General features: G+C 52.9%; 22 protein-coding genes, 1 tRNA gene and 1 pseudogene. 20 read left to right on the top strand and 4 right to left on the bottom strand.

Going from position 1 to position 26324, the window contains the following annotated elements; translation table 11 throughout:
• Positions 1-40 precede the first annotated feature (40 nt).
• The 14 genes and pseudogenes from rlmKL (at position 41) to K6K13_RS11725 (ending at position 16463) form a co-directional block, all read left to right on the top strand.
• The gene (gene rlmKL, locus K6K13_RS11790) at positions 41-2185 is read left to right on the top strand and encodes a bifunctional 23S rRNA (guanine(2069)-N(7))-methyltransferase RlmK/23S rRNA (guanine(2445)-N(2))-methyltransferase RlmL (RefSeq protein ID WP_222157207.1); all 2145 of its coding nucleotides are present in this window, start codon (positions 41-43) and stop codon (positions 2183-2185) included.
• Positions 2186-2188: 3 nt separating this feature from the next.
• On the top strand, positions 2189-4108 hold the full coding sequence (locus tag K6K13_RS11785) for an ABC transporter ATP-binding protein (RefSeq protein ID WP_222157206.1): 1920 nt from the start codon (positions 2189-2191) through the stop codon (positions 4106-4108).
• A gap of 183 nt (positions 4109-4291) precedes the next feature.
• Positions 4292-5530, top strand: coding sequence for a membrane integrity-associated transporter subunit PqiA (pqiA, locus tag K6K13_RS11780; RefSeq protein WP_252120513.1), 1239 nt, complete (start codon positions 4292-4294; stop codon positions 5528-5530).
• Positions 5517-7166: an intermembrane transport protein PqiB gene (gene pqiB, locus K6K13_RS11775; protein ID WP_222157204.1), complete on the top strand. Its 1650-nt coding sequence runs from the start codon at positions 5517-5519 to the stop codon at positions 7164-7166. The genes pqiA and pqiB overlap by 14 nt, the downstream gene beginning before the upstream one ends.
• Positions 7163-7726, top strand: a complete 564-nt coding sequence (pqiC, locus tag K6K13_RS11770; RefSeq protein WP_222157203.1) for a membrane integrity-associated transporter subunit PqiC — start codon at positions 7163-7165, stop codon at positions 7724-7726. The genes pqiB and pqiC overlap by 4 nt, the downstream gene beginning before the upstream one ends.
• A 235-nt stretch (positions 7727-7961) precedes the next feature.
• On the top strand, positions 7962-8864 hold the full coding sequence (locus tag K6K13_RS11765) for a MurR/RpiR family transcriptional regulator (protein ID WP_222157202.1): 903 nt from the start codon (positions 7962-7964) through the stop codon (positions 8862-8864).
• 12 nt (positions 8865-8876) lie between these two features.
• Positions 8877-9455 (top strand): D-alanyl-D-alanine dipeptidase, encoded by a 579-nt coding sequence (gene ddpX, locus K6K13_RS11760; protein ID WP_222157201.1) that lies wholly within the window; start codon positions 8877-8879, stop codon positions 9453-9455.
• A gap of 47 nt (positions 9456-9502) precedes the next feature.
• Positions 9503-11056: an ABC transporter substrate-binding protein gene (locus tag K6K13_RS11755; RefSeq protein ID WP_222157200.1), complete on the top strand. Its 1554-nt coding sequence runs from the start codon at positions 9503-9505 to the stop codon at positions 11054-11056.
• 99 nt (positions 11057-11155) lie between these two features.
• Positions 11156-12175: an ABC transporter permease gene (locus tag K6K13_RS11750; protein ID WP_222157199.1), complete on the top strand. Its 1020-nt coding sequence runs from the start codon at positions 11156-11158 to the stop codon at positions 12173-12175.
• A complete protein-coding gene (gene ddpC / locus K6K13_RS11745; RefSeq protein ID WP_222157198.1) occupies positions 12175-13071 on the top strand; it encodes a D,D-dipeptide ABC transporter permease in 897 nt (298 codons plus the stop codon). Before K6K13_RS11750 ends, ddpC begins: the two co-directional genes overlap by 1 nt.
• Positions 13071-14057 carry an ABC transporter ATP-binding protein gene (locus tag K6K13_RS11740; RefSeq protein WP_222157197.1) on the top strand — a complete coding sequence of 329 codons (987 nt, stop codon included), beginning with the start codon at positions 13071-13073 and terminating at the stop codon, positions 14055-14057. Before ddpC ends, K6K13_RS11740 begins: the two co-directional genes overlap by 1 nt.
• Positions 14050-14998: pseudogene (locus K6K13_RS11735) on the top strand (ABC transporter ATP-binding protein). The gene K6K13_RS11740 and the pseudogene K6K13_RS11735 overlap by 8 nt, the downstream one beginning before the upstream one ends.
• 267 nt (positions 14999-15265) lie before the next feature.
• Positions 15266-15433, top strand: a complete 168-nt coding sequence (gene rmf, locus K6K13_RS11730; protein ID WP_195312963.1) for a ribosome modulation factor — start codon at positions 15266-15268, stop codon at positions 15431-15433.
• Positions 15434-15692: 259 nt separating this feature from the next.
• The gene (locus K6K13_RS11725) at positions 15693-16463 is read left to right on the top strand and encodes a hypothetical protein (protein ID WP_222157196.1); all 771 of its coding nucleotides are present in this window, start codon (positions 15693-15695) and stop codon (positions 16461-16463) included.
• A 101-nt stretch (positions 16464-16564) separates the two neighbouring features.
• On the opposite strand, the gene K6K13_RS11720 is transcribed toward K6K13_RS11725, so the two are convergent.
• Complete coding sequence (locus tag K6K13_RS11720; protein ID WP_222157195.1) at positions 16565-17503, bottom strand: hypothetical protein; 939 nt, start codon at positions 17501-17503, stop codon at positions 16565-16567.
• Positions 17504-18148: 645 nt separating this feature from the next.
• Positions 18149-18238, bottom strand: a tRNA-Ser gene (locus K6K13_RS11715).
• Between the two features lie 248 nt (positions 18239-18486).
• Here K6K13_RS11715 and K6K13_RS11710 point away from each other — a divergent pair.
• Together K6K13_RS11710 and K6K13_RS11705 are read left to right on the top strand one after the other, a co-directional pair.
• Positions 18487-19224: a phosphatase gene (locus K6K13_RS11710; protein ID WP_222157194.1), complete on the top strand. Its 738-nt coding sequence runs from the start codon at positions 18487-18489 to the stop codon at positions 19222-19224.
• Between the two features lie 49 nt (positions 19225-19273).
• The gene (locus K6K13_RS11705) at positions 19274-19855 is read left to right on the top strand and encodes a TorD/DmsD family molecular chaperone (protein ID WP_222157193.1); all 582 of its coding nucleotides are present in this window, start codon (positions 19274-19276) and stop codon (positions 19853-19855) included.
• Positions 19856-20123: 268 nt separating this feature from the next.
• On the opposite strand, the gene K6K13_RS11700 is transcribed toward K6K13_RS11705, so the two are convergent.
• The gene (locus K6K13_RS11700; RefSeq protein ID WP_222157192.1) at positions 20124-20690 is read right to left on the bottom strand and encodes a lipoprotein; all 567 of its coding nucleotides are present in this window, start codon (positions 20688-20690) and stop codon (positions 20124-20126) included.
• Between the two features lie 178 nt (positions 20691-20868).
• Positions 20869-22074 (bottom strand): multidrug efflux MFS transporter MdtH, encoded by a 1206-nt coding sequence (mdtH, locus tag K6K13_RS11695; RefSeq protein ID WP_222157191.1) that lies wholly within the window; start codon positions 22072-22074, stop codon positions 20869-20871.
• Positions 22075-22427: 353 nt separating this feature from the next.
• On the opposite strand from mdtH, the gene rimJ reads away from it, so the two are divergent.
• From rimJ to murJ, 4 genes are all read left to right on the top strand, one after another.
• Positions 22428-23012 (top strand): ribosomal protein S5-alanine N-acetyltransferase, encoded by a 585-nt coding sequence (rimJ, locus tag K6K13_RS11690; protein WP_222157190.1) that lies wholly within the window; start codon positions 22428-22430, stop codon positions 23010-23012.
• 11 nt (positions 23013-23023) lie between these two features.
• Complete coding sequence (locus K6K13_RS11685; protein WP_222157189.1) at positions 23024-23677, top strand: DUF480 domain-containing protein; 654 nt, start codon at positions 23024-23026, stop codon at positions 23675-23677.
• Positions 23678-23718: 41 nt separating this feature from the next.
• The gene (locus K6K13_RS11680; RefSeq protein ID WP_222157188.1) at positions 23719-24654 is read left to right on the top strand and encodes a Gfo/Idh/MocA family protein; all 936 of its coding nucleotides are present in this window, start codon (positions 23719-23721) and stop codon (positions 24652-24654) included.
• Positions 24655-24768: 114 nt separating this feature from the next.
• Positions 24769-26304 carry a murein biosynthesis integral membrane protein MurJ gene (murJ, locus tag K6K13_RS11675; protein ID WP_222157187.1) on the top strand — a complete coding sequence of 512 codons (1536 nt, stop codon included), beginning with the start codon at positions 24769-24771 and terminating at the stop codon, positions 26302-26304.
• The last annotated feature ends 20 nt before the right edge of the window (positions 26305-26324 follow it).

Genomic DNA, 26324 nt, shown 5'->3' with positions numbered 1-26324 from the left:
TCCTCCGGGTCTACCCTTTTACCTTGGTGGTCGTCGTATTATGAATTCTCTGTTTGCCAGCACGGCGCGTGGTCTGGAAGAACTGCTTAAAAGTGAACTTGAAGCATTGGGTGCGCAGGAATGCAGCCTGGTTCAAGGCGGCGTGCATTTTCAGGGTGACGACCGTTTGATGTATCACAGCTTGCTGTGGAGTCGCCTGGCATCACGTATCTTATTGCCGCTCGGTGAATGCAAGGTCTACAGCGATCTCGATCTCTACCTCGGCGTTCAGGCGATTGACTGGACCTCGGTGTTCTCGGTTGACAGCGCCTTTGTGGTCCACTTTACCGGCACTAACGACGAAATTCGTAATTCTCAGTACGGCGCGCAGAAAGTAAAAGATGCCATTGTCGACAGCTTCGTGCGTAAAACCGGTCAGCGCCCCAACGTGGCAAAACAGCAACCGGATATTCGCATCAATGTGTTTCTGCAACGTGAGACGGCCAGCATTGCGCTGGATCTCAGCGGCGAAGGTTTACACCAGCGCGGTTACCGTGAAGGCACCGGCGCTGCGCCGTTGAAAGAAAACCTGGCCGCGGCCATTGTGCAGCGCTCAGGTTGGCAACCAGGTACTCCAATGATCGATCCGCTGTGCGGCTCCGGTACGTTGTTGATTGAGGCTGCCATGATGGCCGCCGATCGCGCACCGGGTCTGCGCCGCGATCATTGGGGATTCAGCGCCTGGCTGAACCATAACGCCGATTTGTGGCGTGAGGTGGTGGCTGAGGCGCAGGTGAGGGCCAAACAAGGCCTGCAAACCACCACCTCCCGTTTTTACGGTTCAGACAACGACAGCCGGGTGATTGAGTTGGCGCGCGCCAATGCGCGCCGTGCGGGTGTCAGCGAATTGATAACCCTCTCGGTACAGGATGCGGTGCAACTGCGCAATCCTTTGCCGCAAGGGCCGGTAGGCACGGTGCTCAGTAACCCGCCTTACGGTGAGCGTTTGGAGAGTGAACCCGCGCTGATTGCCTTGCACAATATGCTGGGGCGCAAGCTGAAAAGTGAGTTTGGGGGCTGGACGCTGTCGCTGTTCAGTGCATCACCGGAACTGTTAACCAGCCTGCCGTTGCGCGCTGAACGCCAGTTTAAGGCCAAAAACGGGCCGCTGGATTGCGTACAGAAAAACTACCGTATCAGCGCTGCGCCTGAGGCCCCGGCGGGTGAAGCCACTGTGCCGCGCGTCAGCGCTGAAGTGGCACCGGATTTTGCCAACCGCCTGCGCAAAAACTGCCGTAAACTGGAAAAATGGGCTAAGCAGCAAGGTATAGAATGCTATCGCCTGTATGACGCCGATCTGCCGGAATACAATGTGGCTATCGATCGCTATGGCAGTTGGGTGGTGGTACAGGAATACGCGCCGCCGAAAACCGTCGATCCGCAAAAAGCACGCCAGCGCGTGTTTGATATCATCAACGCGACGTTGCACGTGTTGGAACTGCCCGCCAACCGTTTGGTATTAAAAACCCGCGAGCGGCAAAAGGGCAAAAGTCAGTATGAAAAACTGGCGCAGAAGGGCGATTTTCTGCTGATGCAGGAGTATAACGCCAAGCTGTGGGTGAATCTGACCGATTATCTGGATACCGGGCTGTTTCTCGATCACCGTATCGCGCGCAAGATGCTGGGGGAGATGAGTAAAGGAAAAGATTTCCTGAACCTGTTTGCTTATACCGGCACGGCCAGCGTCCACGCGGGGCTGGGCGGCGCGCGCAGTACGACCACGGTGGATATGTCACGTACCTATCTGGAATGGGCAGAGAAAAACCTGAGTAGCAATGGCCTGGCGGGTTGTCAGCATCGCCTTATTCAGGCGGATTGCTTAGGCTGGATGCAGGAAACCCGCGAACAGTTTGACCTTATTTTTATCGATCCGCCCACGTTCTCAAACTCGAAACGCATGGCCGATGCCTTTGACGTGCAACGCGACCACCTGGGGCTGATGAAAGATTTGCAACGTATGCTGCGTCGAGGCGGTACCATTCTGTTTTCCAACAACAAACGCGGTTTCCAGATGGATCTGGCGGGTATTGCAGCCCTTGGGCTTCACGCCACGGAGATCAGCGAGAAAACCCTTTCATTAGATTTTGCCCGCAATCGTCAGATCCACAACTGCTGGCTGTTGCGACACGCGGGCGAGGAAAAGTAAGTCATGTCATTAATTAGCGTCTCGGATGCCTGGCTGTCGTTCAGCGATGCGCCTTTACTTGATAACACCGAACTGCACATTGAAGAAAATGAACGCGTCTGCCTGGTGGGGCGTAACGGTGCGGGGAAATCGACCCTGTTGAAAATTCTGGCGCGCGAAGTGCGGTTGGATGATGGGCGTATTGTTTATGAACAAGATCTGATCGTTTCCCGCTTGCAGCAGGACCCGCCGCGTGACGTGGTGGGCAGCGTATTTGACTTTGTGGCGGAAGGGGTGGCCGAGCAGGCCGATTACCTGAAACGCTATCATGAAGCTTTGCGCCTGGTCGAACAGGATCCCAGCGACAAGAACCTCAATCTGTTGGCGGTGCTGCAGGAAACGTTGGAAACCCAAGGCCTGTGGCAATTGGAAAATCGCATCCACGACGTGTTGGACCAATTGGGACTCACAGCTGATGCGCCATTGTCCTCACTCTCGGGTGGCTGGCTACGCAAGGCTGCGCTGGGCCGCGCATTGGTCAGCGGACCGAAAGTGTTGCTGCTTGATGAGCCGACCAACCACCTGGATATCGAGACCATCGACTGGCTGGAAGGTTTCCTCAAAACGTTTCAGGGCAGCATCGTTTTCATCTCCCATGACCGTTCCTTTATTCGCAACATGGCGACACGCATTGTCGATCTCGATCGCGGTAAACTGGTCTCCTGGCCTGGCAATTACGATAAGTACCTGCTGGGTAAAGAAGAAGCGTTACGAGTGGAAGATCTGCAAAATGCTGAGTTCGATCGCAAACTGGCGCAGGAAGAGGTGTGGATCCGTCAGGGCATCAAGGCGCGTCGCACGCGTAACGAAGGCCGGGTGCGTGCGCTGAAAGCCATGCGTCAGGAGCGTTCACAGCGTCGCGAAGTGTTAGGCTCAGCCAAAATGCAGGTGGAAGAAGCAGCGCGTTCCGGCAAGATCGTGTTTGAACTGGAAAACGTCGATTATCATATCGGTGATAAAAATCTGGTGCAGGGGTTCTCTGCTCAGGTGCTGCGTAGTGACAAGATAGCGCTGGTGGGGCCAAACGGCTGTGGCAAAACCACGCTGTTGAAACTGATGTTGGGCTCCCTGCAAGCGTCGCACGGTCGTGTTCATTGCGGCACCAAGCTCGAAGTGGCCTATTTCGACCAACACCGCGCGGAGCTCGATCCTGAGCGTACCGTGATGGACAACCTGGCCGAAGGCAAACAGGAAGTGATGGTGAATGGCCGTTCTCGCCATGTGCTGGGCTATCTGCAAGATTTCCTGTTCCACCCCAAACGGGCAATGACGCCGGTAAAAGCCCTGTCAGGCGGTGAACGCAACCGACTGCTGCTGGCGCGATTGTTCCTCAAACCCAGCAACCTGCTGATCCTTGACGAACCGACCAACGATCTTGATGTGGAAACGCTGGAGTTGCTGGAAGAACTGATCGATAGCTATCAAGGTACCGTGCTGCTGGTGAGTCACGACCGTCAGTTTGTCGATAACTCGGTCACCGAGTGCTGGATTTTCGAAGGGGATGGGCGTATTAACCGCTATGTAGGCGGTTATTATGATGCGCAGCAACAGCGTGCTGAAGCCGTGCCGCTGCGTAAATCTCAGCCTGCGGCGGCGGAAAAATCCGCAGAGAGCAAAGAGACGGCCCAGAGCGCACCCAGCGCTAAACGTCAAACCGGTAAACTCAGTTATAACCAGCAGCGTGAACTGGAACAACTGCCTGAGAAACTGGAGCAGTTAGAGCAGTCCATCGCGGCGTTACAAGCGCAAATGAACGATGCCGATTTCTTTACGCGTTCGCGCGATGAAACGCAGAACGTTCTCAACGCACTGGCAGAAGCGGAGCAGGCGTTGGAAGTGTGTTTTGAGCGCTGGGAAGCGTTGGAAACGCAAAGAAACGGCTAACGTTGCGTATACTACCAACAGGTAGATACCTTCTGATGGTAACCACAGTGCACGATATACCGTGACGTGGCAAACACGGGCCTTCTACAGGTAACGGCGGCTGCGCCCCAGACAGGGGGGCCGCACGGCGAAGGATAAAGGAGGCAGATCGTGTGCAATCATAACGCAAGGCATGACGACTACATGTTGTGCCCCCAGTGCGATTTACTGGTGGAATTACCCTCCCTGATGCATGGGCAGAAGGCGGTGTGTCCGCGCTGCAAAACCACGTTGGCCAACCGTCAGAATCAGGCGCGTCAGCGCTCGATCGGTTTTGCCTTCAGTGCCCTGCTGATGCTGGTCTTTGCGAACGCCTTTCCGTTTGTTTATATGCGCGTAGCGGGCATTACCAGTGAGATATCCTTGTTCGAGATCCCGCAGGTGATGGTGTCCGATAATTACGCCAGCGTCGCCTTCCTGTTTATGCTATTTGTTCAGGTGATCCCGGCGTTCTCCATGGTGATGGTTATCCTGCTGTCGCTGCACTCCGCAATGCCATCACGGATCAAACGACTGATGGCTACCTGGCTCTTCTGGTTAAAAAGCTGGGGAATGGCCGAAATCTTTCTTGCTGGCGTGCTGGTGAGTTTCGTGAAGCTGATGTCTTATGGTGACATTGGCGTCGGTACCGGTTTTGTTCCCTACGTATTGTTTTGTCTGCTGCAACTGCTGGCTTATCAAAGTCTGGATCGGCGCAGCGTGTGGAATGATGTAGCCCCTGCGCCGCAACTGTTCTTTGCTCCGGAGGCTGGGCGATCGGGTTTGGCGCAAGGATTGCGGTCTTGCTCCTGCTGTACGGCAATATTGCCCGCCGAACGGTGGGAATGCCCACGGTGTCATCGCCACGGCCATGCACGACGTAAAAACAGCCTGCAATGGACGCTGGCGCTGCTATTGACCTCGGTATTGCTCTATATTCCGTCTAACCTGCTGCCTATCATGATAACCGAGGCGTTGGGGAGTAGCGAAACGTCCACCATTATGTCGGGGGTTATTCTGCTGTGGGGGATGGGGTCTTATCCGGTGGCGCTGGTTATCTTTATTGCCAGCATTATGGTGCCGTCGCTGAAAATGTTGGCGCTGGCGTGGTTGTGCTGGAGTGCGGCGGGCAACGGGCGTCAGGACAATGAGCGTTTGCACGTGGTGTATGAAATGGTGGAATTTGTCGGTCGCTGGTCAATGATCGATGTATTCGTCATTGCGGTACTGTCTGCCATGGTGCGCATCGGCCAGTTAATGAGTGTTTATCCGGCAATCGGCGCGGTGTTGTTCGCGTTGGTGGTCATTTTGACCATGTTTGCCGCCATGACGTTTGATCCCCGTTTGTTGTGGGATCGCCAGCGTGATAATGATCAAGAGGGATCAGCCATTGGCGAAAAATAATTACTCTGTCGCGAACGTAGAAGCGATTAAACGCTGGTCGCCCGTGTGGATTGTGCCCATTGTGACGGTGCTGATTGGAGCCTGGATTTTATTTTACAATTTCAGCCATCTGGGGCCGCAGATCACGCTAACGACGCAAAGTGCCGAAGGGATTGTGGCCGGTAAAACCACCATCAAAAGCCGCAGTGTGGATGTCGGCGTGGTGGAGAGCGTGGTACTGAGTGAAGACCTGCGCCAGGTGGAGATTGTGGCTCGTTTGCACTCAGGTATGGGCAAGTTACTGCGCCATGATTCTGTGTTCTGGGTGGTGAAGCCGCAGATTGGCCGCGAAGGAGTCTCTGGGTTAGGCACGCTGTTGTCCGGGGCGTTCATTGAACTTCAGCCGGGAGTGAGCGGTGAATCACGCAGTGAATTTGCCTTGCTGGATTCACCGCCGCTGGCACCTCCGCACGCCAAAGGGATCCGTATTTTGCTCGACAGCGAGCGTTCGGGCCAACTGAACGCGGGCGATCCGGTGCTGTTTCGTGGTTATCGCGTCGGTTCAGTTGAAACCAGCGAGTTCGATACCAAGGCGCGCCAAATGCGCTATCAACTGTTTATTACCGCCCCTTACGACAGTCTGGTGACCAGTAATGTCCGTTTCTGGAAAGACAGCGGCGTTACGCTGGATATGTCGGCGCAGGGAATGCGGGTGGAAATGGGCTCGCTGACCACCTTGTTCAGCGGTGGCGTCAGTTTTGACGTGCCGGCGGGTTGGGATCTGGGAGAGCGTGTGCAGGATCGCTCGCAATATCAACTGTTTGATAATGAGCGCAGCATTCAGGATTCGCTATACACCGAGTACAAGGAATACGTGATGTTCTTCGATGAATCCATCCGCGGGTTGCAGGTGGGCGCACCGGTGGAATTCCGTGGCATTCGTCTGGGGACGGTGGCACAAGCGCCGTTGGTAACGACCAATTTCAAGCAGGATATGGACATGGATTATCGCATTCCGGTGCTGATCCGCGTTGAACCTGCGCGTTTTGAAAAGATCATCGGCAAGCAATTTGATTACCAGAAACAGCTCGCAGACGCACAAGCCATGGGGCTGCGTGCCTCATTGAAAACGGCCAATCTGCTGACCGGCGCCTTGTTTATCGATCTCGACTTTTACCCGAAAGCGCGTGGTAACAGTACCGGGCCGTTGCGCGTGGTGGATGGCTATCCGGTGCTGCCGACCATGGGCGGTGGTCTGTCGCAAATCCAGCAAAAACTGATGGCGGTACTGGATAAGGTCAACGACCTGCCGTTAACGCCAATGGTGAGCGAAGCGACCAAGACGCTGGCAGAAAGTCAGTCAACGCTGCGTGAGCTGAAAAAAACGCTCACTTCGTTAAACCAGATAACGTCCAGCAAAGCGATGCAGGCATTGCCGCAGGACATGCAGCAAACGCTGCAAGAGCTGAACCGCAGTATGCAAGGTATGCAGCCGGGCTCGCCCGCCTATAACCGATTGGTGGCGAACATGCAGCGCCTTGATCAAGTGTTAAGAGAATTGCAGCCTGTCTTGCGTACGCTGAATGACAAAAGCAATGCACTGATCTTCCAGGCACCCAATAGTGAAGATCCGCAACCGAAGAGGGCGAAACCATGAGTAAAGGATGGCTGGTGGCAATGGTGTTGGTGTTGAGTGCATGCAGCAGTACGGCGCCAAAAACCTATTATCAACTGCCGCAGCCGTCCGTAGCGGCAGCGGGAAAAACGGATCTGACCGCAGCCCGCACGCTGTGGCTCTCCCACGTTTCACTGGCGGATTATCTCAGTACCTCGGGTCTGGTTTATCAGACCAATGATGTGCGTTATGTCATTGCCAGCAATAACCTGTGGGCCAGCCCGTTGGAGCAACAGCTGCAACAGACGCTGCAAAGTAGCCTGAATACGGGGTTGCCGGGCTGGACGGTCAGTTCGCAGCCCTTAGGGGCTGCTCCTTCAGAGCTGGCTGTTACCGTGAAAGCCTTCCATGGCCGCTACGATGGAAAAGCGGTGGTGCAAGGGGAGTGGACCTTGCAGCGCGGCGATCGACTGTTGCGTCAACCGTTTAATCTGGTATTGCGGCTCAAAGATGATGGCTATGACGCGTTAGTGACAACGCTGGCACAAGGTTGGCAGCAGGTTGCGCAATCCATTGCCGCGCAAATTCAACGCAGTGAGTAGTTGGCAGCGATAGGAAACACTTATCTAACGTTATGTAATTTAAAGACTTATCACTTATCACCAGGCACTGTTTTTATGCATTTGCCAGCGTGCAGTGCGCCATGATGGCGCACTGCACCGTTCATAAAAATCCCTCACCATCTTCTTATTGTTAAATATCAATCAGTTATTTTTTGGCACAGATACTGCAATGTTAATCGCATAACATTATGACTGCGAATGACAGGGCACTAACATGCAGCAAGATGACGCCTATCCCGCTAACGCTGACGCCAATGTGCGCATTGATCTTATCGCACGTATCGAAGCGTCGTTCAGTCAGCAGACGCCGAGCGGTAAGCGTATTGCCGGCTGGTTGCTGAATAATCTGGCACAGATACCGTTTGAATCGGCGGATAGCATCGCCGGTTATACCGGCACGACGGGAATTACCGTGGGACGCTATCTGCGCAAGCTGGGCTACCGCAATTTGGAAGATGTCAAAGCGAGCCTGCGCGCCGATGCGCTGGCTCCTTACCGCCCTTGGGGTGTTACCGACCGGCTGGATGCCTGGCAGCAGCAGCGTACCCTCTCGGATCGTCTCAGCCCCTCTCTGCGTCTGGAGGTTGATGCCATTCAGGACGTCTATCGTCTGGCGCAAACGGAGGCGTTCGCGCGCATCAGTCAGCAACTTGCTGAAGCAGAAGCGGTGTTTATTCTCGGCATCCAATCTACGCGCGGCATTGCCAACGCGTTTTTTAGTCATCTGGAGTATTTGCGCCCGCGTGTGAGCTATGTCGATGGCTTGTCTGGTACCTGGGTGGAGTCGCTCAACTCCGAATACCGACGTCCTTATGTGGTGGTGACCGACACGCGTGCTTATTCCACCGTGGCCCGACAGTATTGCCGTGCCGCGAATGACCGGCAGATCCCGTTGGCGCTGATTACCGATCTCTGGTGCCCCTGGGCGCGTGATTACCCGATGGATTTGCTGCAAGTCAAAACCGATACCGGGCATTTCTGGGATTCGCTGGCACCGATCACCTGCTTGTTTAACCTACTGCTCTCCGCAGTGGTGGAGCAGTTGGGTGACAAACTGTCGGCGAGGCTGGCGCTTAACCGCGCCTTGCAAACGGAATTTGGCCAATTTGAACAGTAAACAGGACAACACATGACGGATGTTATCGACCTGGTGGATCTGGCGCAAACGCTCCCCCAACTGATTATCGATATGAAATATGCCACGGTGGATAACCTGACCGGTCATCCCATTTATGCCCAAGCGCTTTGTTTGTTGCACCCTGATGCGGCGCAGGGATTGGCGCGCAGTGTCGTCGTTGCCGAACAAAGCTGTTATCGGCTGCAACTTTACGACGCCTATCGTCCCCATGCGGCGCAAATACGCTTGTGGGATGCCTGTCCCGATCCGCGCTTTGTCGCCTCATTGGCGGTGGGGTCGCACCACAGCCGCGGCGTGGCGGTGGATGTCACGCTGTTGGATGAACAGGGTAAGGCGCTGGATATGGGCACCGGGTTCGATGAGATGAATGAAAAATCCTATGCGTGGTGTGCGGCGTTGCCCGTCGCCGTGCAACGTAACCGACTGCAACTCTATGCCGTGATGGCAGCGGGTGGCTTCGTCGGGATTGAAACGGAATGGTGGCATTTTGAATTGCCGAATGCTGATCGTTACCCGCTGTTGCCCGATCGGTTTGGTTGCACCTTGCCCAACCGTAGGACGGCTGTTTGATTGATGCGCGCTGCGCGAACCGTTTGACTATCACCAGGAGCTGAATCATGAAGACGCACCACACTGCATTGTTACGACCTCTGCTGTTAGCTACCGCAATGGCTGCCGTATTGCCTGCCTGGGCTGCGGTGCCGAAAGATATGCTGGTGATCGGCAAAGCCGCCGATCCACAAACGTTAGATCCTGCGGTCACTATCGATAATAACGACTGGACCATCACCTATCCCTGTTATCAACGGCTGGTACAGTACAAAACGGAAAACGGCAAAGGCGCTACTGATGTGACCGGGGATTTAGCCCTGAGTTGGGAAGCGTCTCCAGACCAAAAAACCTGGACTTTCAAGCTCGATCCCAAGGCAAAATTTGCCGATGGCAGCGTTGTCAGCGCCGAGGCGGTCAAATTATCGTTTGAACGTCTGCTGAAGATCGGCCAGGGACCCGCCGAAGCCTATCCCAGCGATTTGAAGGTTGATGCGGTGGATGCGCATACCGTGCGTTTTACTCTGAGCGCACCCTTTGCGCCGTTCCTGTATACCTTGGCCAATGACGGTGCCTCTATCATTAATCCCGCGGTATTGAGCAAACACAGTGACGATGAAGGTAAGGGCTGGTTAGCGGAGAATACCGCCGGTTCCGGGCCTTATCAGGTACAGCGTTGGCAGAAAGGCCAGCAGGTGGTGCTGGTGCCAAACCCTCACTACAGCGGCAGTACGCCCGCGTTTAAACGCGTTTCGGTCAAAATTATTGGTGAGAGTGCCACACGCCGCCTGCAACTTGAGCGCGGCGATATTGATATTGCGGAGTCGCTACCGGTCGATCAGCTTGCCACGCTGAAGGCAAAAAACAGTGTGTCGGTACAGGAACACCCGTCGCTGCGCGTGACCTATCTTTATCTTAACAATGGCAAAGGGCCATTGAGTCAGGTTGATTTGCGTCGTGCTGTCTCCTGGGCCACGGACTATCATGGCATGGTGAAGGGGATTTTGGGCGGGAACGGCAAGCAGATGCGAGGTCCGATCCCGGAAGGCATGTGGGGCTATGACAAAGATGCCATGCAGTACAGTCTGGATAACGCCAAGGCACAGGCGGCAATGAGCAAGGTTGCGCAAAAGCCGCAGCAATTGACCTTCCTTTATTCAGATAACGATCCCTCCTGGGAACCCATTGCTATCTCAACGCAGGCAACGCTGAAATCGTTGGGGGTCAATGTCAGTCTGGAAAAACTGGCAAACGCCACCATGCGCGAACGGGTTGGCAAGGGTGACTTTGACATCGCCATCGGCAACTGGAGCCCGGATTTCGCCGACCCGTATATGTTTATGAATTACTGGTTTGAATCCAACAAAAAAGGGTTACCGGGCAATCGTTCCTACTATGAAAACCCGGCGGTTGATGGGGTGCTGAAAAAAGCGATGGCCACCACCGATCAGGCTGTGCGCACCGAGGATTACCAGCAGGCGCAGCGCATTGTGATTGATGAAGCCGCCTACGTTTATCTGTTCCAGAAAAACTATCAGGTGGCGATGAACGATGCGGTAAAAGGCTTTGTGTTTAACCCGATCCTGGAACAGGTGTTCAACATAGGCACGATGTCGAAATAAGTTTCCTGGCGCAGCAGGCGGCGAGGCTTTGGGGATCGCCGCACGAAATCAGCCCGATGCGACAACCCGGCTTGGTGCCGCATCGCGTGGAGTAACACTATGACGTTCTGGAGTATTTTGCGGCAACGCTGCTGGGGATTGATACTGGTGGTGATGGGGGTTTGCGTCATCACCTTCATTATCTCACACCTGATTCCCGGCGATCCTGCGCGCTTGTTGGCAGGCGATCGCGCCAGTGATGATATCGTACGCCATATTCGCCAGCAGCTTGGATTGGATCAGCCGCTCTATGTGCAGTTTTGGCGCTATGTTACGTCCCTTTTTTCCGGTGATTTAGGCACCTCGATTCGTACCGGGCGTCCAGTGCTGGATGATATTCGGACTGTTTTCCCTGCCACGCTCGAACTGGCGTTTTGCTCTCTGTTGCTGGCGCTGGCGGCCGGCATTCCCCTTGGCGTGCTTTCGGCGGTATATCGCGATCGCTGGTTGGATCATGGTGTGCGATTACTGGCGATCGGTGGGATATCCACGCCCGCTTTTTGGCTTGGCTTGGGCGTTATTGTGTTGTTTTACGGGCATCTCGATCTGCTGCCCGGCGGTGGCCGGTTGGATGACTGGCTGGATCCGCCCGCGCATATTACTGGATTTTATCTTATCGATAGCCTGTTGGCGGGTGACCATGAAGCCTTCTTGAACGCTTTACAACACCTGATATTGCCGTCGCTCACGCTCTCGTTTGTTCATCTCGGTATCGTGGCGCGTCAGATTCGATCCGCCATGTTGGAGCAATTGAGTGAGGATTACATCCGCACCGAGCGGGCCAGTGGCTTAACCCCGTGGCGCATTGTGGTGTGTCACGCGCTGCCCAATGCGTTGATCCCGTCAGTGACGGTGTTGGGGCTCGCGCTGGGCGATCTGCTGTATGGCGCGGTATTAACGGAAACGGTGTTCTCCTGGCCGGGTATGGGCGCTTACGTTGTGGCATCGATTCAGGCGCTGGACTTTCCCGCGGTGATGGGCTTTGCCGTGGTGGTGTCCATGGCTTATGTCGGCGTTAACCTGGTGGTGGATCTGCTTTATCTGTGGCTGGATCCGCGAATTGGACGAGGAGAGGCGTGATGCATGTAACGCAACAACAAACTGCCGCACGGCGCACACCGTCCCCGCGTATTGCCTATTGGCAAAAACAGTGGTGGCTGGTCAAGCGTAGCCCGCTAACGTTATTGGGGGGCGCGATTATCGTGGTGATTGTGCTGATGATGGTATTTGCCCCCTGGCTTGCACCTTACGATCCTAACGCTATCGATTTTTCTGCCCGCTTGCAGCCGCCGTCATCGACCCATTGGTTTGGCACCGATGAAGTGGGGCGCGACCTGTTCAGCCGGGTGGTGATGGGAAGCCAGCAATCTGTTGCTGCCGGGCTGGCCGTTGTGGCCATTGCGGCCGTTATCGGCTCGCTGCTTGGTTGTTTTTCCGGCGTGTTAGGCGGCTTTGGCGATGCGATGATCATGCGGATTATGGACATTATGCTGTCCATCCCCTCCTTGGTGCTCACCATGGCGCTGGCAGCGGCTTTAGGTCCGAGTTTGTTCAACGCCATGCTGGCGATTGCCATTGTGCGCATTCCGTTTTATGTCCGGCTGGCACGTGGGCAAACGCTGGTGGTGCGTCAGTTTGCCTATGTACAAGCCGCGAAAACCTTCGGCGCTAACCGCTGGCACCTGATTACCTGGCATATTCTGCGCAACGCGCTGCCACCGCTGGTGGTGCAAGCGTCGCTGGACATTGGGGCCGCGATTTTAATGGCAGCCACGCTCGGTTTTATCGGATTGGGTGCACAGCAACCGACGGCGGAGTGGGGCGCGATGGTCGCCAATGGGCGCAGCTACGTGCTCGATCAGTGGTGGTATTGTGCGTTTCCCGGTATGGCGATTTTGATCACGGCGGTCGGCTTCAATCTGTTCGGTGACGGCGTGCGTGACCTGTTGGATCCGAAAACCTCAGGAGGGCACTGATGGACGATATCCTGTTGACGATTGATAATCTGGCGCTCAGTTTTCCGATTTATCACGGAGAAGTTCATGCGCTTAACCAGGTCTCGTTGAGCGTAAAGCGCGGTGAAATTGTTGGCGTTGTCGGAGAATCCGGTTCCGGTAAGTCAGTCACCTCGATGCTGGTGATGCGGCTGCTACGACCGGGGAGCTATAACATCAACAGCGGCAGCGTTACCCTGTTGGGACAGGATATGCTCAATGCCTCGGAGCGCACCCTACGCCAGATGCGCGGCACCAAAGTGGCCATGATCTTTCAGGAACCGATGACGGCACTGAACCCAACGCGCCGCGTCGGTGATTTGATGCGCGAAGTTATCCAACAGCACCAACCGTTGAATAAACGTGATGCACACGCCCATGCGCGGGTATTGCTCTCAGAAATGCAAATTTCTGATGCGGAACAGGTGATGAAGCGTTATCCGTTTGAGCTCTCCGGCGGGATGCGGCAGCGCGTAATGATTGCGCTGGCCTTTTCCTGTGATCCTGAACTGATCATTGCCGATGAGCCCACAACCGCGCTGGATGTTACGGTGCAGCGTCAGGTGTTGCGCCTGTTAAAACAAAAGGCGCAGGAACGCGGAACGGCAGTATTGTTTATCAGTCACGATATGGCGGTTGTATCACAACTGTGCGATCGGCTGTACGTCATGTATGCCGGAACGGTTATTGAGAGTGGATCCACACAGGCCGTGATCCAAGGTCCCGCCCATCCCTACTCGCAAGGGTTGTTACGCTGCGCACCGGATGATGCCATACCGCGCGCTGTGCTGCCAGCTATCCCCGGCACGGTACCCAATTTGTCGCAGTTGCCTGAAGGCTGTGCGTTTCGGCCACGCTGTACGGCAGCGACGGAACGCTGCTATCAACGTCCTGAACTGCATACGCTGGCAACGTCCTCTCAACAGGTTGCCTGCTGGAATCCTCAGAGGGAGGTGGAAAATGAATGACGCCTTATTGACGCTGCGTGATGTACACGTTCGCTTCCCGGCAAAGCGTAACTGGCGTGGCAAGGTGGTTGAACACGTCCATGCGCTTAACGGCCTCGATCCGCGATGGCGAAACGTTAGGCGTGGTCGGTGAGTCCGGCTGCGGGAAAAGCACCTTGTCACAGGTATTGATGGGGATGTTAACGCCGTCGCAAGGCGAGTGCGTGCGGGCACGTTCACCGGGCTCCTGGCTGGCAAACGGGATGCAAATGGTGTTTCAGGACCCGCTGTCATCGCTCGATCCTCGGCTGCCCGTGTGGCGCACTATTACCGAGCCGGTCTGGTTGCAGGGGCACGGTACCGAAACGGAACGCAGAGCGCTGGCAGGCGAGTTGGCGACATTGGTCGGCATTCGTCATGAATATCTCGACCGTTTGCCCCATGCGTTTTCCGGCGGTCAGCGTCAGCGCATCGCCATTGCGCGTGCGCTTTCTGCACAGCCCGATATCATTTTATTGGACGAACCCACCTCCGCGTTGGATATCTCTGTTCAGGCGCAGATTTTGAATTTACTGGTGATGTTACAGCGACAGCGTAAGCTCACCTACGTGCTGATTTCGCATAATATTTCTGTTATTCGTCACATGAGCGATCGTGTAGCTGTGATGTATTTAGGGCAAATCGTTGAATTAGGCACGGCACACCGTGTCCTGAACCAGCCGCGCCATCCCTATACCCGTTTGTTGCTGGATTCGGTTCCACGGCTTGATAGGCCGCTGTTACAACCGGCTGGCGAGGAGATGAAAACCGGCGAATTGCCCAGCAATCGACGCTTACCGCAGGGCTGTTTTTTTCGGGAACGTTGCCCTTATGCAAGCGCGGCCTGTGGGCAGCCTCAATTATTGACGCCACTAAATGAAACCGATGCTGTTCGCTGTTGGCGTGAGGTCACGGACTTGTAAGAATATTCCGATTTTATAGGATCGTAGCAGGTGACTCTCGCACGCTTTTTTTTCTATGGGGTAAACACCCGAGCAAAAGCTTCCCGTAGATCAATCATTCTGCATACAGGAGACAACGTTCGCTGCGAAGCTTATAGCATTAATGTGACAGGATAGTGAATTTTTAGCCTTGACCTTCGTGCCCAGAATCGCTATTGATACCTTGTGGGTGCTCGAAAAGCAGTCACTGTTTTCTTTCCACCAGATGAACAATGAGGGAAATGAGGCATGAAGAGACAGAAACGAGATCGTTTGGAACGGGCGCAATCACGCGGCTATCAAGCAGGACTTTCCGGAAAGTCGAAGGAACTTTGTCCTTATCAATCTATTAATGCCCGATCTGAATGGTTGGGAGGCTGGCGGCAAGCGATGGAGGACAGGGCGGTTACCGCGTAGTCTCCTTTTGTACCGGTGTCTATTGCATCGGTCTCATTGATTTGTTCTAAATGACCTCCGCACATTTGCGGAGGTTTTTGTTTTAAAGCAAGCGCATTCTATCTTCTTTTTTTAACGCGGCTTCAATGAAGTATGACATTGATATAATTAAATTGAACAGTGTGTAACGGAATGCAATAAATAGCCTTCGGATTGAAAAATAGAAGAGTAAATTGATGTGTTGCTGATATTTTTTTGATTTTCATCAAAAGGATATTATATGAATTCACTACCGTTACAGTATACTCGCTTGCAGGAAAACTCGCTTGTATCGACAGCAGTTAATAACTGCCATTCAATTTCGTTTCCCACCATGGTGACGTCTTTAAATAAAATAAATAATTCATCGCTGAATCTGTATGGGCGCAGTGTGGTTGAACGTTCAGGTTTTTTTGCACCGGCACCATCAACGACAACGACAACGACAAGAAAACCTGTGGCAACAACCCGCTGTTACTCCATGCATCTTCGGGCTATCAGCTGTGGTGATGCCGCATCTCACTGTCAATCGAACAGCAACCGTTCCGCCTCAGTTTCCCGCTTTGCGCAGGATCTACAGCGTGTTGCACCGCAAACCATAATCAGTCAACGTTTGCAGAAAGAAACGGCGGTGTCGCATATCGAAGAATCAACAGCAATTTTTAGAACGAAAATAAGAACGGTCAAGAGAACGGCGCGTTTTGTGAAGAACTTATCCTCCGCAATAATGATGCTCAGTCGTGCAGGCATCGATATTCCAAACGGAATGTCTCCACACACGATTTACTGTAAATACATGAGTGAGAAACGAAAAGCAGAGCAACAGGGTCATCAATTTAATCAGGCCGATTTTCAACTTCGCATCAACAATGAGGCGAGAGAAAGAATACCCGGATTGATAAAAAAATATTACTCAAGCGCGGCTACGGCAGTGAATTTATTTTCTGCACTGCATTCGCGATCTACGCAAAAAGCTATTTTGCAATTTATCAATCCGAGCACGCAAAACTAGTTGTATTGCAAACAAAACGCCCCTAATTTCTCAGGTGCGTTTTGTTTTTATCTGACGACGAGGCAGAGACTTACCCTTTCGAAATCACGCTTAATACTCTGTTAACTTCTGACTCGCCTGAGCCAATTTTTAATATACCTAACGTTACTTTTCAGACGTTCTGCAAACGTTCTGGTTTCATCGCTTATGCGGCTTAACGTATCGAGTTTCTCTTTTTCCGACAACCATTGAGAAACATCGATAGGCATGATATCTGAAACCGCTTCAATATTGAACTTGTTACCTAAAGCCAGGCGTTCAAAATCTAAAAAATATTGTTCAGCACAAGCCTGATAGTAAGGCATTTTGTCTTGACTATAACGGATGGCATCAGGAGAAGTGACACCAAAACTGAATGCATTAAACGCGCGTGCTTGAGAATGAGGGTGTTCTGCTTCATGATGGGTTAAATCTTCTAATTCATTATCATTGTGCAGTATCTCGAATATAGATCTTAACCCTACAGTGTAACTGCACAGCGCATCTTCAGGTCTTATTGAACCAGAATTTATGACGTTTAGAACTCTCAAGAAAAGAAGGCTTGCTCCATATATGTCAGCATCTAACTCCGCAACCCTAGACTCACCAAGTTTACTTAGGTTGAAACTCAATGGTTTTTCTGATTGATAAATGCCTAAATAATCAAAATGGCCTCTTATGATATGACTCAGCTCATGCCAAAAAATGAAATCTGCCATAACCCCACAGACAAAGCGAACAAAAAGTTCTTCCGTTACATTCAACTGCGAATGATATAATTTGTAAAAAGGTCTAATCACATCATTGGAATAGTCAAATATAGCAAGCAGTACCCCACTATTAATTGCAATGGTGTATTGATCAGAAGCTGTTGGTCTTGAACTGGAATTAATCGATACATCATCCTTAATATAATTATATATCTTAGCACCTTTTACCTTCACAATACCTTCATCAAGGATCTGTTTTTGATTACTTTTAACATCTGACAGAAACATATCGTAAGTGAATTTTTGTTCCATTTTCCCCTCTGATAAAAAGAAAGCGAACTCTTACTTAAAGAGCGACAAATAGTGCCGTCCTGTTTCAAGGTTTTGTTAGACAACAATAAGCAGTTGCTATGGTTTTTGTGGGGTTAGAGGTTGTCAACCTGGAACCCAATAGGGCGCTAATGGGGTACGCAGCCCATACCCCGACCTTGAGGTTAAGCTACCGCCCACTGGCTCACCGCCCCAGTCTGCGGTATTGCAATCCACGCTTTCTACACGCCATTCCTTTGGGCTACCACCGGGCTAGTCGCTTAGGGCACCATACATTGCACAGAGTGTGCTTGGCTAGCATCACAGCTCAATCGACGATACCTGCATCCGGTTGAATGAGTGAAACGAGTAATCGATATTATCACAGTCATTTAGGCGTTGATTCATGATTTTTTCAACTATACCAATGTGTTATCACCATGAATATAGTTGCAGGCGGGCGCTGATGACACATCATCGGGCTGACCATATGGGATTGAGGAAACGGAATGCAGGTGCAGTGGTTCCTGTTTCGGTTTTTCAGCAGGCAGTTCGGCACACAAGTGACAGCGCATCGTGACACGGGCCTTTCGCTTCTTTTGAAATGAAAAAACCCCATTAAATTCATGGGGTTTTTTACATTAAATTTGGCGGTGAGAGAGGGGTTCGAACACTCGATACGTTTTCACGTATACACACTTTCCAGGCGTGCTCCTTCAGCCACTCAGACACCTCACCGGATTGTCAGCCATCAGCATGCTGTGGTGACGGGCGCTAATGTAGGTAAATTGCCCGGCAGCGTCAATGAGTTTGTGCGACAAAATGCGCGTTTAGCCAAACTTAATGCAATTTGCTGATTTACTGACCTATTTTAGTTTAAATAGGGTGCGATGCATGTGTTAAATTTTCGTTATAGCTGCGGCGCAGGCTGCCAGTGCCGGCGAGAAATGGTATGCTGACGGTGAAATACCTAGCCAGGAGAGACCATGTATCCCGTCGATTTACATATGCATACCGTCGCCAGTACTCACGCCTACAGCACCCTGCATGACTATATCGCAGAGGCTAAACGCAAGAACATCCGCCTGTTTGCCATTACCGATCATGGTCCTGACATGGCTGATGCACCACACTATTGGCACTTTATGAATATGCGCGTGTGGCCGCGGTTGGTGGATGGTGTCGGCATCCTGCGTGGTATTGAATCCAATATCAAAAACCGTCAGGGGGATATCGACTGTACCGGGATCATGCTGGAGCAAATGGACCTGGTCATTGCCGGTTTTCATGAACCCGTACTGCCACCGCAGGATCTTGTGACGCACACCGAGGCGCTGATTGCCACCATGGCCAGTGGCAATGTGCATATCATCAGCCATCCCGGCAATCCCAAATATCCGATTGATATTGCCGCCGTGGCGCAAGCCGCAGCGCATTATGACGTCGCGCTTGAATTGAATAACTCGTCGTTTATGCATTCACGCAAAGGCAGTGGACCCAACTGTCGCGCTATTGCTGAGGCGGTTCGCGAGGCAGGCGGAAGGCTGGCGCTTGGCTCTGATTCCCATATTGCATTTACGTTGGGCGATTTTACCCACTGCGAACGTATTGTGCAGGAAATTGATTTTCCGCAAGAGCGTATACTCAATGTGAGTCCTCGACGCGTTTTAGATTTTCTGGAACAACGTGGCCGCCCTGCGATAGCAGAACTGGCGGCTTTGTAATTTATTAGTGACGTTGTCACTTAATCACCATAATAACAACAGGTATGACATGAACGAATTCTCACTGGTATGCCGGCTGCTCGGTACGCTGTTTAATCGGGCTCCTGACGACACCGTGGTGACCCCGTTATTGACGATGATTGAGCAGGGTAAACTTAAGCCGAATTGGCCGCTTAATCAGGATGCTTTGTTGGAGCGCATGCAGCAGGGCGTTGATATCAAAGCAATAACTGCCGATTACCACGCGCTGTTTATTGAACAAGGCGGTGCAGTTTCCCCCTGGCGCTCTTCCTACGTCGAGAATGAGACAGAAGACGCTGTTCGCGTTTTTCTTCAACAGCGCGGCATGCCGCTCAAAGAGGGCGCCGTTGACCATTTTGGCGCGTTGTTGCTGGCCGCTTCATGGCTTGAAGATCAGGCTGGCGAAGATGAAAATGCCGCGCAGTTGGCCCTGTTTGACGAGTTTCTGCTGCCGTGGAGCGATCGGTTTCTTGGCAAAGTCGAAAGTCACGCCACCACGGCATTTTATCGCACGCTGGCACTGCTAACACGCGAGGCGCTGGAGGCATTACGAGAAGACTTGGTTGAAGAGGAGGACGGTGAGGACGTGCAGGAGAGTCCAGACGCGTGAATCGGTCTATCAGGGCGGTGAACCCGCCCTGATAGACCCATCATATCGCGCTGGGCCTCTCCTCTTACGAGGCCGCCGCACACGGCGTTCAAATCAGCTCCCGGCAGATTTGTCACCCGAATCACTTACTTGTGTAAGCTCATCGGGATTCACTCACTTGCCGCGTTACGAGACTCATAAATGAGCCTCGTTCTAAAGGGCCAGCGCAAGCGCTGTTCAAAACGTTAACGTTTTGTCCTGCAACTAGAATTATTTAGGGTATAAAAGTTCAATAAGTCAACTGAATGGCAATTTGACCGGGTTTTACCTCAATGCCTTTTGCCAGTTTTTTGGCTAAGGCTTCGGTTTTACTATTTTCATCACTCAGCACATAGGCTGGTTTCTGGTCAAAATAGTTCTTCAATGCCTGATTTAAATAGGGCGTCAGCGTTTTGAACACGGTATCCATCTTCTCCGGCGTCACCTGATAATCCACCAGCTCCATCTCTTTGAGGTAAATGGCGCTGTTCGCTTTATCAAACACCGGTTGTGCTTTCAGCGTGAGCACGGCATCCGCTGACTGGGCACCCAGTAGCGAACTGATATCCACCTTGGCATGACCAGACAGCGTGACCTTGCCCGGTTCGGCACGCCCTATCTGGCTGCTGAGATCGTTCAACACAATGGTGGCATCAACCACGCCTGGAATGCCGATCTGTTTTTTAAAATCATTGTGTTTTTGCAGATAACGGTTTACATCTTGCTCGCTAAGCGAATATTGCGTGAGCCGATCGCAGCCACTAACAAGTAACGTCAGCGCCACTGCGGCAATGGCGGCTATCCCTGATTTTTTCATTGATGTTCCTCTGCACGTGCTGTGTTTCTAAAGTATGGCGGTTTAGCGATAGAAAGGGTGCCCTGAGCATAGCAGAAAATCTGCGGGGCTAACGGACGCAGAGATACACTGCCTGATTAGCCCCAGGTTAACTATCAGATAGCGCTGAAAGCATAGAAATTGACAGCCAGCGTTAACCTTAATGCTCTCCCAGCATCGCCGGCGCTATCTTGCGCAGATTGAACTGCCAATACAGGGTCGCCAGGGTGAGTAAACCGATAATGCCTAACATAAACCACGGCAGTTCGGGCATATGCAGCCGATGCCCGGTATCAAACAACCAACCGCCGCCGCTATAACCCAGCGCGCCGCCCAGTGCCAGTCCCAGACGGCTGAATCCCATGTAACTGCCGCGCGCACGCGCATCAGCCAATGACGCGCTTAATGTTTCACGGGCAGGCTCTGCGATAATTGATCCCATGTAAAACAGGCTGATAAGCATCAGTAGCGTCGGCAGTGTGGTTGTCATGCCGATGGGAAACAGACTGAGCGTCATGATAAATAACCCTGCCATCAGACGCTGTTCCAGACGGAAGCGTTTTTCACTCCAGCGTGCAATGGGATAGAGCAAACTGAGCGATAGCGTGGCTTCAATGGCATACATCCATTTCACTGCCGAAGGGGTACCCGCAATCTGATTGACCATGATCGGGAGCATTAACAGAACTTGCACGCCGAGCATGTAGTAGCCGGTCAACGTCAGGACATAAATCAGGAAGCGTCGATCGCGAATGACGCGCAGCAGGCCTTCTGAAATCGGCGTACGCACGGTCGAGATGCGATAGGCGGGTAACAGCCAGGCGTTTAAGGCCGCCGCCAGCACGAACAGCACAGCGCCGCCCCAGCACACAACGGTAAAGTCATATTGCAGCAGCCAACTGCCAATCAGCGCACCGATAACTGCCCCGGCACTGTCTTGCATCATCAGCAATGAGTAAAAGCGCCCGCGTTCCTGTGGACGAACCAGCTTTACCACCAGTGCGGTGCGCGGAGGATCGAACAGTGTGCCGCCAAGGCCAGACAGCGCGCAGGAGAGCCAAAGCAGCCAAGGTTCGGTGGCGATAGCCATAAATACAAAACCGGCGGCACGCAACAACATACCGGTGATGATCATCGGTTTCGCACCAAACTTGTCGGCAATGGCACCGCCAAAAACCCCTAATCCCTGTTGAATAAACTGACGTAATCCGAGAGCGATGCCCACCAGCAAGGCCGCCCAACCCAAGTCGTCAACAAAGCGTATGGAAATAAGCGGGAATACTACAAAAAACCCCAGAACCACCAGCATATTATCTAATAAAAGGAAATATTTGCCGAGACTCCGAGCTTGTGACATCAGAGGCATGTTTCACCACAAGAGAAAAAAAGAAAGAGTTACAACACGTCTATTTTGTACCCTAATCAAATGGCAGGATAGTCTTTACAGAACAATATTTTTTTATCGTCCTCAATTTCAGTGGGGGCAGTTTGAATGGTTTTTTTTTAGCCAAAGAGCGGCAATATTGTAGTAATTGCGCAATAAGTCACCGCAGGAGGTTTTACGCCAGAGAATTGATGCGGTTATAGTAGGAAGTATCGACGTTTTTTGTGGTTAGGGGTGTGGTTCCCTGTTGGGAAGACGTTTTTTCCCAGTTAAACCTGTACTGCAAATTATCGCGATAAATTTTTCTTATCGAACAACGCAAAAACGAGGCAGAGATGTTTGGCTATCGTTCAACCCCGGCACGGGGATATATGACTACAGACAGGCTGGTCGTGCGTTTAGCCCACGAACGTGATGCCTGGCGTCTGGCGGAATACTATGCGGAGAATCGTGATTTTTTAAAACCCTGGGAGCCGGTGCGCGATGCCAGCCATTGTTATCCTTCCGGCTGGCAAGCGCGGCTTAGTGTGATCAATGACATGCATAAGCAAGGGGCTGCTTATTACTTCTTGCTGCTCGACCCGAATGAAAATGAGGTGCGGGGTGTTGCCAATTTCAGTAACGTCCTGCGTGGTTCCTTCCATGCGTGCTATCTGGGCTATTCGCTCGGCGAGAAATGGCAGGGGCAGGGCATGATGTATGAAGCATTACAGCCTGCGCTGCGCTATATGCAGCGCCAACAGCATATGCACCGTATCATGGCCAACTACATGCCGCACAATCAGCGCAGCGGTAATCTGCTGACGCGATTGGGCTTTGAACGTGAAGGCTATGCTAAAAAATACTTGTTAATCGATGGCACCTGGCAGGATCACGTACTGACTGCCTTGACGAATGAACAGTGGACGCCTCAGCGATAGGAGCCCAGAGAATGAAATATCAGTTTGATGCCAAAGCGTTGCGTGTAGTGGGTTGTTTATTGGAAAAACAGGTCACTACGCCAGAACCGTACCCCATGTCGTTGAATGGCGTGGTAACAGCCTGTAATCAGAAAACCAACCGCGAGCCGGTATTGGAACTCAGTGAGAGTGAGGTTCAACAAACGCTCGATGTGTTGGTTAAAAAGCACGTTGTCAGAACCCTCAGTGGCTTTGGTAATCGCGTGATGAAGTATGAGCACCGATTTTGCAACTCAGAGTTCGGCGATCTGAAGTTCTCCTCCGCAGAAGTGGCGTTGGTTACGACGCTGTTGCTGCGCGGTGCGCAAACGCCGGGTGAATTGCGCACTCGAGCGGCGCGCTTACATGACTTTGCGGATGTCGATGACGTTGAGCAGACGCTGACACTGCTACAAACGCGGGAGGATGGCCCCTTTGTGGTGCGTTTGGCGCGTGAGCCAGGTAAGCGGGAGCACCGTTTTATGCACCTGTTTGGCGATGATAACGCCGTTGTAACTGCCACTGACAGTGCGCAAGAACCCATGGACGCTGCCATGCCGGATCTCGCACAGCGTGTGCGTGTGTTGGAGCAGGATGTGGACGAATTGAAGCAGCAATTGGCGCACTTGCTGTCGCAGCGATCCTGAGTATTGCCCGGGGGCAGTGCCCTCTGACTGAAGGTGACACAATGAATACAGCGAAAACGGATGCAGGGCGGATCCGCATCGGCATGGTTGGGCTTGGTTCGATTGCGCAAAAGGCCTATCTGCCGGTACTGAGCCAGGAAACACACTGGACGTTTGCCGGTGTTTTTTCACCGGATCAGCAAAAAATGCGCACGCTTTGCCAGCAATATCGCCTGTCAGGTTATTCGTCACTGGAGGCACTGGCGAGCGTATGTGATGCCGTGATGGTACACAGCAGCACCGCCAGCCACTACGAGGTTATCAGTACGTTACTGCATCTTGGCATTCATGTGTATGTCGATAAACCGTTGGCGGAAACGCTGCCGCAGGCTGAAGCGCTGTTAGCGTTAGCCGAGCGGCAGGGAAAAACCGTGATGGTCGGATTTAACCGCCGCTTCGCCCCGGGTTATCTCTCGCTGAAATCAGCGTTACTGCATCCGGATTCGGTTCGGGTGGAAAAACACCGGGCGGATAACGTGGGTCCGCAACCGGCGCGCTTCACCCTGTTGGATGATTACCTGCACGTGGTTGACACGGCATTGTGGCTGGCGGGTGAGGGCGCGACGTTGCAAGGTGGTGTCGTTCGCAACAATACAGCGGGACAGCTTGTTTTTGCTGAACATCTGTTTAGTTCTCCAACCTGTCAGGTTGTCACCAGCATGCATCGGTGCACGGGCAGTCAGCGCGAATCGGTCCAGATGATCGGACAGGGCGCCATTCACCACGTCGATAATCTCAGCGACTGCTGGCAGGAATGCGGTGGCATTATCACGCGATCCCCAGCACCGTCCTGGCAAAATATTTTGGAACAGCGCGGTTTTGTGGGGGCGGTTCACCATTTCGTTGACGCGCTGGAGAGAGATATTCAACCCAAAACATCAGGCGAACAGGCGATTCTGGCGCAGCGAGTGGTTGAATCACTGCTCACATCATGCTGAATTTCTCAGTGATCTCTCATCAAGGGTGGCTATTCCGCCCCTGATGCGTAGACTGTCGCCACGCCCGGCGGGCTGCGTTCCGCCGTAACTCTCGACACAACAGAATTGAATCGGATGAACTTATTAAAATCATTGGCTGCGGTCAGTTCAATGACCATGCTATCGCGCATTTTGGGCTTTATCCGCGATGCCATTGTCGCACGGGTATTTGGTGCCGGCGTGGCGACAGACGCCTTCTTCGTCGCCTTTAAACTGCCGAATTTGCTGCGCCGTGTTTTTGCAGAGGGGGCCTTCTCGCAGGCATTTGTTCCGATATTGGCTGAATACAAAAGCCAGCAAGGGGATGAAGCAACGCGAACCTTTCTTGCCTATGTGTCAGGCATGTTGACGCTGGTCCTGGCGCTGGTGACCGTAGCGGGGATGATCGCCGCACCCTGGGTTATCATGGTAACGGCGCCAGGTTTTGCAGCCACGCCCGATCGGTTTGCACTGACATCGGCGCTGCTGCGCATCACCTTCCCGTATATTTTGCTGATATCGCTGACCTCGATGGTAGGGTCGGTATTAAACACATGGAACCGTTTCTCGGTTCCGGCGTTTGCGCCGACCTTTCTCAATATCAGCATGATCGGTTTTGCTTTGTTCGCTACACCCTATTTCGATCCGCCGGTATTAGCGCTGGCTTGGGCGGTGCTGCTGGGCGGGGTGCTGCAATTGGTTTACCAACTGCCTCATCTCAAGAAGATAGGGATGTTGGTCTTGCCGCGCTTTAAATGGCGCCACCCCGGCGTCGGGCGAGTGATGAAACTGATGGCTCCAGCGATTCTGGGCGTATCAGTGAGCCAAATCTCGTTGATCATTAACACGATATTTGCCTCTTTTCTCAGTGAAGGAGCGGTCTCCTGGATGTACTACGCTGACCGACTGATGGAGTTTCCGTCCGGTGTGCTGGGCGTCGCTTTAGGCACGATTTTGCTGCCTTCTCTGGCGAAAAGCGTCGCCAGCGGCGATCAGGAGGCCTATTCGCACCTGATGGATTGGGGGCTGCGTCTCTGCTTTCTGTTGGCGTTGCCAAGTGCAGTGGCATTGGGGATTTTGTCGAAGCCGTTGATTGTTGCACTGTTCCAGTATGGCAAGTTTAGTGCGCTGGATGCATTGATGACTCAGCGGGCGTTGATTGCCTACGCCATCGGATTAATGGGACTGATTGTCGTCAAAGTGTTGGTTCCGGGGTTCTATTCTCGACAGGATATCAAAACGCCGGTGAAAATTGCGTTGGTGACGTTGGCGCTGACGCAGGTCATGAACCTGATCTTTATCGGTCCGTTGCAGCATGCCGGGCTGGCACTTTCCATTGGATTGGCCTCTTGCCTGAATGCCGGACTGCTCTATTGGCAGTTGCGCAAACAGCAGCTTTTCCAACCACGTCCGGGGTGGGGCGCGTTTCTGACCAAACTGGTTATTGCCGTGCTGGCTATGTCGGCGGTATTGATTGCGTTGTTAGCGTGGATGCCTGCCTGGGACATTGGCGGCATGACCGTGCGGATTTCGCGCCTGATGCTGGTGGTGGTGGCTGGGGCGAGCACCTACTTTGTGATGCTTGCGCTGCTGGGCTTTCGTCCGCGCGATTTTGCGCGTCGCGGTATGTGATAGAACCCATAAAAAACGGT

It is taken from the genome of Symbiopectobacterium purcellii (assembly GCF_019797845.1).
GTDB lineage: Bacteria > Pseudomonadota > Gammaproteobacteria > Enterobacterales > Enterobacteriaceae > Symbiopectobacterium > Symbiopectobacterium purcellii.
The sequence above is the reverse complement of the archived record's forward strand: the minus strand, read 5'-3'. Positions and strand labels throughout refer to the sequence as shown.

Coding starts and splice junctions, on each gene's coding strand:
- rlmKL (WP_222157207.1), top strand. CDS start 41: ATGAATTCTCTGTTTGCCAGCACGGCGCGTGGTCTGGAAGAACTGCTT.
- K6K13_RS11785 (WP_222157206.1), top strand. CDS start 2,189: ATGTCATTAATTAGCGTCTCGGATGCCTGGCTGTCGTTCAGCGATGCG.
- pqiA (WP_252120513.1), top strand. CDS start 4,292: ATGTTGTGCCCCCAGTGCGATTTACTGGTGGAATTACCCTCCCTGATG.
- pqiC (WP_222157203.1), top strand. CDS start 7,163: ATGAGTAAAGGATGGCTGGTGGCAATGGTGTTGGTGTTGAGTGCATGC.
- K6K13_RS11765 (WP_222157202.1), top strand. CDS start 7,962: ATGCAGCAAGATGACGCCTATCCCGCTAACGCTGACGCCAATGTGCGC.
- ddpX (WP_222157201.1), top strand. CDS start 8,877: ATGACGGATGTTATCGACCTGGTGGATCTGGCGCAAACGCTCCCCCAA.
- K6K13_RS11755 (WP_222157200.1), top strand. CDS start 9,503: ATGAAGACGCACCACACTGCATTGTTACGACCTCTGCTGTTAGCTACC.
- K6K13_RS11750 (WP_222157199.1), top strand. CDS start 11,156: ATGACGTTCTGGAGTATTTTGCGGCAACGCTGCTGGGGATTGATACTG.
- ddpC (WP_222157198.1), top strand. CDS start 12,175: ATGCATGTAACGCAACAACAAACTGCCGCACGGCGCACACCGTCCCCG.
- K6K13_RS11740 (WP_222157197.1), top strand. CDS start 13,071: ATGGACGATATCCTGTTGACGATTGATAATCTGGCGCTCAGTTTTCCG.
- rmf (WP_195312963.1), top strand. CDS start 15,266: ATGAAGAGACAGAAACGAGATCGTTTGGAACGGGCGCAATCACGCGGC.
- K6K13_RS11725 (WP_222157196.1), top strand. CDS start 15,693: ATGAATTCACTACCGTTACAGTATACTCGCTTGCAGGAAAACTCGCTT.
- K6K13_RS11720 (WP_222157195.1), bottom strand. CDS start 17,503: ATGGAACAAAAATTCACTTACGATATGTTTCTGTCAGATGTTAAAAGT.
- K6K13_RS11710 (WP_222157194.1), top strand. CDS start 18,487: ATGTATCCCGTCGATTTACATATGCATACCGTCGCCAGTACTCACGCC.
- K6K13_RS11705 (WP_222157193.1), top strand. CDS start 19,274: ATGAACGAATTCTCACTGGTATGCCGGCTGCTCGGTACGCTGTTTAAT.
- K6K13_RS11700 (WP_222157192.1), bottom strand. CDS start 20,690: ATGAAAAAATCAGGGATAGCCGCCATTGCCGCAGTGGCGCTGACGTTA.
- mdtH (WP_222157191.1), bottom strand. CDS start 22,074: ATGCCTCTGATGTCACAAGCTCGGAGTCTCGGCAAATATTTCCTTTTA.
- rimJ (WP_222157190.1), top strand. CDS start 22,428: ATGTTTGGCTATCGTTCAACCCCGGCACGGGGATATATGACTACAGAC.
- K6K13_RS11685 (WP_222157189.1), top strand. CDS start 23,024: ATGAAATATCAGTTTGATGCCAAAGCGTTGCGTGTAGTGGGTTGTTTA.
- K6K13_RS11680 (WP_222157188.1), top strand. CDS start 23,719: ATGAATACAGCGAAAACGGATGCAGGGCGGATCCGCATCGGCATGGTT.
- murJ (WP_222157187.1), top strand. CDS start 24,769: ATGAACTTATTAAAATCATTGGCTGCGGTCAGTTCAATGACCATGCTA.